Raw genomic sequence first — 5,730 nt, forward strand, 5'->3', positions numbered from 1 at the left:
CCTTCGGCCCGGGCGCGTCGCGCGGTCTCCAGTCCGATGCCTGCGCTGCCGCCGATCACGACGACGGTCTGTCCGGCCAATTCGGTCATGGTGGTCAGCTCTCGATCAGCTCTAAGGTCGCCAGATCGCGGATCGCCTGACAGCCCCGCGCCAGCATGGTCAGCACCATATCGTCGCCGCGCTCGGTCGTGGCGGCGAAGGCGAACCCGAGCGCCGAGATCAGCGGCGCCTGCGGAACCCCGAGACGGTAATCGCGCCAACATGTTTCGCGGTCGTAATCGGTGACGCCGTGGTCCAACAGCGCATGGTGATATGCCTCGACGAGGCCCTCCTCGATGGAGGCGCGCAGTTGTGGATTGAGGCTGGTTGCGGTGAAGTAGGCGAGATCCCGGGCCGGAAGGCCCACGCCGAGCGTCTGCCAGTCGACGATGCTCACTCGCGTTCGCTCGGGGTCGAACAACATGTTGTCCAGCCGATAGTCGCCATGCATCAAGGCGAACCGGTCATGCTCGGCAAGAAGCCAGGGCGTCACCAAACCCATTGTCGCAGTGAAGGTATCCCGGTCCTCGGCGCTCATCCGGTCACCGAGCTTGTCCAGCGTGATGTCGGCGCTCAGCTTCGCCACCTCACCGAGGCCCTTGGCGGAATCCTCGTCCGGACGCCCGAACGCGATGGCGGGAAAGTCCAGCCACACCGGGTCACACCAGCTCGGCGCATGCAATCCCGCCAACGCCGCGACCGCCAGTCGCGCCTCCTGCTCGCCGCAGCCCGCGATCTGATCACCCTGGACCGCGGGTGCCTGGTCCGCCAGCAGTAGGGCGAACTCCATTGCGTCGTCACTGATCTCGCAGTAAAAGCACTGCGGTGTCGGCACCTGCACCCGGTCAGCCACGGAAGCATAGAACGCGCACTCGCTGCGATAGCCGAGGATTACCCTGTCGCGCACGGTGTCGTCCTGGGCCGGCAGTTTGATCACGAAGGTCTGCGGTATGCCACCCGGATCCGCGGCGTAGCGGGCCGACACCCGGTACGTGGCGCCGGTCTGCCCGGTGCCGATCGGCGCTACGTCAACTTCAGACACCTCGACGGAGTGGCCACGCTGGCCGAATACCGCCGACAGCCATTCGGAAGTCACATCGGTGGGGTATCGCGGAATCGCGAGCGTCGCGGACAACGTGCCTCCCAGCCTTGCTTACCCGGACCTTGGGGTCCGATTCGACTGGTCAACTGTAAGCCATACGGCAACTGAGCAGCACCTGTCCCCCGGAAGGGCTCCTTCGGCTCATAGCACGATGCCGGCTGCGCGCGCGACCTCGGCATAGGCGGCTGCGAGGCCGGCCAATGACGCGTGCGCGTTGCGACCGCTGGGGTTAGGCACGATCCACAGTTCGGAGCCCACGTGGGGCGTCGGTTGCTTGCCGAGTTTTGCCAGGGGATCGCTGAACGCGGCGCGATAGGCGGTGATCCCGAGGACGGCGACCACCGTGGGCGAATACTCCGCAACCAGCGTGCGCAGTTTCCGTGTACCTGCGACGAGTTCGGCGGCCGCGAGCTCCGCCGCACTGGCAGTCGCTCGTTCGACGAGGCTCGTGATGCCGATTCCACGACTGAGCAGGTATTCGCGGTCAGCGGTAGTAAGCCCCGACGACGCGTCGACGAGGTGATCTGTGATTCCGGCCCGAAAGAGCGCCGGATAGAAGCGGTTGCCGCGAGGGGCGAAGTGCCCCTGAACCGCGACGCTTCTGAGCCCTGGATTGATCCCGACAAAGAGCAGCCGAACCTGATCAGAGATCAAGTCCGGCAAGGTCTTACCGACGAAACCCTTCAGTTGTTCTCGGGTGAATCTCGTGTTGTCCGGCATTGCAGTCCTTTAACTACCCCTCGATCGGCCGCGAAAAGTCTCCGGCGCGCTGAAACTACCTTGGTAGCCGACGCGCCGCCGAAGGAGGAGTTTCATGTCGATGCCCAGGGATCTCGTCTTCGTCCGCCACGGTCAATCGGAGGCGAACGTCGTTCAGAGCGCCGACAAAGAGGGACTCGTTCACGAGCAGCGCGACGCCATCAGTGAGCGGCCGGATTGGACGCAACGCCTATCCCGTCTAGGCATCGAGCAAGCACGGCAGGCAAAGGAATGGATCGACCTCAATCTGGGCGGCGCGAGTTCGTTCGACTTCCGGTACTTCTCTCCGTTTTTGCGGACCCGCGAAACCGCCGCCCACATCGGGGGTTCGGATTGCGGCGACTGGATCATCGAGGACCGGGTCGTCGAAAGAAGCTGGGGCATCTACGGGTCGCTGCCGAGAGCGGACCGGGAGGAGATGTTCGGCCTGACCACCAAGATGTATAAGCAGTCGCCGTGGTACACGAAACTCGAAGGCGGAGAAAGCCGTTACGAGGTGAGTCATCGCTTTCGCGACTTTCAGGGCACGTTGCACCGGGAGGGGGCGGGCAAACGCGTGCTGGTGGTAACGCACGGCGACTTCATGGGGAATCGCGCGCTACAACATCGAACGCATGCTGCCCGAAAAGTTCGAAGAAGTCGAGAACGACAAATCACAATCGATGACCAACTGCACGATCTTGCATTACTCGAGAAACAATCCCCATGATCCCCACGAAGTTCGGGACAAGCTCAGCTGGCGCAGAATAGTGAACCCGACGGATATCGCGTCGTCGCCCTTCGGCGGAGATTGGCTCGAGTTGCCGCCGCGCCCCATGTACACCGGTGCCGATCTGCTGAGCCAGGTGGAGCGGTCGCCGCGGCTCATCACGTTCGACGAGTAATCGTGCGCGTTAGGACGCCTTCCGGAGCTCGCGCAGCGCGGTGCGCAAGCCACGTCGTTTCCCCGTCGCGGGGTCGACAAAGCTCTCACGTATCCCCTCACGCACCCGAAACTTCAACTCGGACCGGGTCTCGGGGGCGTCGTCGGACGTCGCGTTGAGCATCTTGTCGGGTAGCGCGAGCTTGAGAATCGTCCAGAACGACTGCCAGTACTGGCGGCCGAGGGATCCGGTGGTGTACGGCAGATCGTACTTGTCGCACAACTCGCGCACCCGCACCGAGATCTCGGCGTAGCGATTACTGGGCAGATCCGGGAAGAGGTGGTGCTCGATCTGATAGCACAGATTCCCGCTGACGAACGCCATCAGCGGCCCGGCGTTAAAGTTCGCCGATCCCAGCATCTGGCGCAGATACCACTCCCCCTGCGTCTCGTTCTCGAACTCTTCGACGGTGAATTTCTCGGCTCCGTCGGGGAAGTGCCCGCAGAAGATCACCATGTAGGACCAGTAGTTGCGGATCAGGTTGGCCACAGCGTTGGCCTGCAGGGTCCGCTTCCAGCCGCGGCCGGCCAGGGCCGGAAACACGATGTAGTCCTTACCAACCTGTTTGCCGACCTTTTTGCCGATGATGCGCAGGTCCTTGCGGACCTCGGCCCACGACTTCTCGTGTTTGCGGATCTTGCGGGTCTCCAGGCCGTGGGCGGCGACACCCCACTCGAACAGGGTGCCGAGCAGCATGTTGTAGATCGGGTTGCCCAGCATCCAAGGCGCCCAAGGCTCGTCGCGCGTGACGCGCATGATGCCGTAACCGACGTCATCGTCCAGGTCAACGACGTTCGTGTACTTGTGGTGGATGAAATTGTGCGACTTCTTCCAGTGCACGCTGGGCGAGGTGGTGTCCCACTCCCATTCGGTGGAGTGGATCTCCGGATCGTTCATCCAGTCCCACTGGCCGTGGGTGATGTTGTGACCGAGCTCCATGTTCTCGATGATCTTCGCCATTCCGAGCATGCCCGTCCCGGCCAGCCACGCGAACCTATTTCGGCTGGCGAACAACGCGATTCGCCCACCGGCGGCCAGCGCGCGCTGCAGCTGGATGGACCGGCGAATGTAGCGGGCGTCGCGCTCGCCGCGGGACTCCTCGATGTCGGCGCGGATCGCGTCCAGCTCGCGGGCGAGCTGCTCGACATCCTCGGTGGTCAGGTGGGCGTATTCCTTGATATCGGTGATAGCCATATGTTTCCTCCTCAGATTTTGAGGGTGCAGTTGCCCGACGCCGTGGAGATACAGGTTTGGATGCGATCACCTTCACCGTGTTCGGTGCCGGACCTGAAGTCGCGCACGTGCCCCGATTCCAGAGGAAGCACACAGGTCTGGCAGATGCCCATCCGGCATCCGAAGGGCATCTGAATGCCCACTTTTTCTCCGGCCTCCAAAAGTGAAGTGGCGCCGTCGATTTCGATACTCTTGTCGGATATTGCGAAGGTGACTGTGCCGCCTTCACCGCCCTTGTCGGTAGCTGCGATGGTGAAGCGCTCGACGTGCAGCAGATCACTGATATCCGCGCTCTTCCACACTTCTTCGACGGTGTCGAGCAAAGCGGGCGGGCCACAGACCCAGGCCGGGCGCTCGCGCCAGTCCTCCACTACGTCGGCCAGCTGGTCGAAGTCGACCTTGCCGTGTTCCTGGGTGAGCCGCAGATGCAGCCGGTACCCCGGCTGGTCGTTCTCCAGGGTGCGCAACTCGTCGTGAAAGATGACGTCGTCGGCGCTGGGCGCGGAGTGGATGTGTGCGATGTCGATCTTCTCGCCGCGGGATTTGAGAGTGCGCAGCATGGCCATGACCGGGGTGATCCCGCTGCCGGCGGTGATGAACAGGACCCGTTCCGGAGCTGGGTCGGGCAACGCGAAATCACCCTTCGGAGCGGCGAGTCGCACGACGGTGCCCGGTTTGACGCCGTTCACCAGGTGCGTGGACAGAAAGCCCTCCGGGGTGGCCTTGACAGTGATCGTGATGTTGTTGCTGTCGCGGCGCGGAACTGATGTCAGCGAATACGAACGCCAGTGCCACCGACCGTCGATTCGCAATCCGATGCCGACGTACTGCCCGGCCCGGTAGTTGCCGGAGAAGCCCCAGCCGGGCTTGATCGTGACGGTCGCGGAGTCTTCAGTTTCCGGATGTACACCTACGATGAGACCCCGGAGTTCGCGCGCTGACCACAGCGGATTGAGGAGTTTGAGGTAGTCGTCGGGCAGCAACGGCGTGGTCGCGCGAGCGGCCAGTCCGCGCGGGACGTTGACCCATGGCGTTGATGCAGTTTGGACACCTTTCGCAGGTGCCTTGCTCCATCGCATGAGGCTGCTAAGTGTCGGACCCATAGTCCTTCCCAAGTGGTCTGATCGGGGTTTCCGTGGCTTGTTTGAAGCACGGCTCCTCATCGTTTTCCCGATAGCAGCGTTCGATAAACACTTGTTCGCTGAGTTACACGGGCGCGAGCGCTCCCTGGCATCTCCTGGTTACAAGGCGCGCTTGTATCCCGGCAAGGACGTGACCGCTACTAGAAGGCGGGCGCCGGATGAACGATCAATGTCATGAACACTTCAAACATCACCCAGACCAACGGAATCCTGCGCCGCAGCATCGCCGGCGCGCTGCTGGCCACCGCGATCACCGCGACCGCCGTCGGCCTCGCCGCCACCAGCTACGCCGACCCCGCCCCGGGCGGCCCCCCAGGCGCCATCTGCAAGACCGACCCCTGGGGCTTCCTGGGCTCCCAGCGCCGCACCCTGTGCGACGGCCCGATCTCCACCGACGGCAGCTGGATGCGGGAACGCACCATCTGGGTGCCCGCGCACCAGACGATGTACAGCTGCTACGGCGGCTCCGACCGGTCCTACTCCCGCACCTGCACGGGTGGGTACTGGATCAACGAGCGCCTGGTCAGCAACG

At 63.3% G+C, this 5,730-nt stretch carries 7 protein-coding genes; 3 read left to right on the forward strand and 4 right to left on the reverse strand.

The features are described from left to right. Positions 1-94: 94 nt before the first annotated feature. Both VML93_RS27735 and VML93_RS27740 read right to left on the reverse strand, forming a co-directional pair. On the reverse strand, positions 95-1,174 hold the full coding sequence (locus VML93_RS27735; protein ID WP_325615461.1) for a phosphotransferase family protein: 1,080 nt from the start codon (positions 1,172-1,174) through the stop codon (positions 95-97). Positions 1,175-1,282: 108 nt separating this feature from the next. Next, on the reverse strand, positions 1,283-1,861 hold the full coding sequence (locus VML93_RS27740) for a mismatch-specific DNA-glycosylase (RefSeq protein WP_325615462.1): 579 nt from the start codon (positions 1,859-1,861) through the stop codon (positions 1,283-1,285). Between the two features lie 94 nt (positions 1,862-1,955). On the opposite strand from VML93_RS27740, the gene VML93_RS27745 reads away from it, so the two are divergent. Continuing rightward, positions 1,956-2,609, forward strand: coding sequence for a histidine phosphatase family protein (locus VML93_RS27745; RefSeq protein WP_325615463.1), 654 nt, complete (start codon positions 1,956-1,958; stop codon positions 2,607-2,609). A gap of 40 nt (positions 2,610-2,649) precedes the next feature. Continuing rightward, positions 2,650-2,784, forward strand: coding sequence for a hypothetical protein (locus VML93_RS27750; RefSeq protein WP_325615464.1), 135 nt, complete (start codon positions 2,650-2,652; stop codon positions 2,782-2,784). Positions 2,785-2,793: 9 nt separating this feature from the next. Here the strand turns inward: VML93_RS27750 and VML93_RS27755 are convergent, their stop codons facing one another. Together VML93_RS27755 and VML93_RS27760 are read right to left on the reverse strand one after the other, a co-directional pair. After that, positions 2,794-4,017, reverse strand: a complete 1,224-nt coding sequence (locus VML93_RS27755) for a fatty acid desaturase (RefSeq protein WP_325615465.1) — start codon at positions 4,015-4,017, stop codon at positions 2,794-2,796. A gap of 11 nt (positions 4,018-4,028) precedes the next feature. Then, a complete protein-coding gene (locus VML93_RS27760; protein WP_414686466.1) occupies positions 4,029-5,159 on the reverse strand; it encodes a ferredoxin reductase in 1,131 nt (376 codons plus the stop codon). Positions 5,160-5,372: 213 nt separating this feature from the next. Here VML93_RS27760 and VML93_RS27765 point away from each other — a divergent pair. After that, on the forward strand, positions 5,373-5,730 hold a 358-nt coding region (locus VML93_RS27765), incomplete at its 3' end, for a CDGP domain-containing protein (RefSeq protein WP_325615467.1).

It is taken from the genome of Mycobacterium sp., from assembly GCF_035499775.1.
Taxonomy (GTDB): Bacteria; Actinomycetota; Actinomycetes; order Mycobacteriales; family Mycobacteriaceae; genus Mycobacterium.

What these genes read in the sequence shown, in the direction of transcription:
- VML93_RS27740 (WP_325615462.1), bottom strand. Translation starts at nt 1,861, where the DNA reads ATGCCGGACAACACGAGATTCACCCGAGAACAACTGAAGGGTTTCGTC.
- VML93_RS27745 (WP_325615463.1), top strand. Translation starts at nt 1,956, where the DNA reads ATGTCGATGCCCAGGGATCTCGTCTTCGTCCGCCACGGTCAATCGGAG.
- VML93_RS27755 (WP_325615465.1), bottom strand. Translation starts at nt 4,017, where the DNA reads ATGGCTATCACCGATATCAAGGAATACGCCCACCTGACCACCGAGGAT.
- VML93_RS27760 (WP_414686466.1), bottom strand. Translation starts at nt 5,159, where the DNA reads ATGGGTCCGACACTTAGCAGCCTCATGCGATGGAGCAAGGCACCTGCG.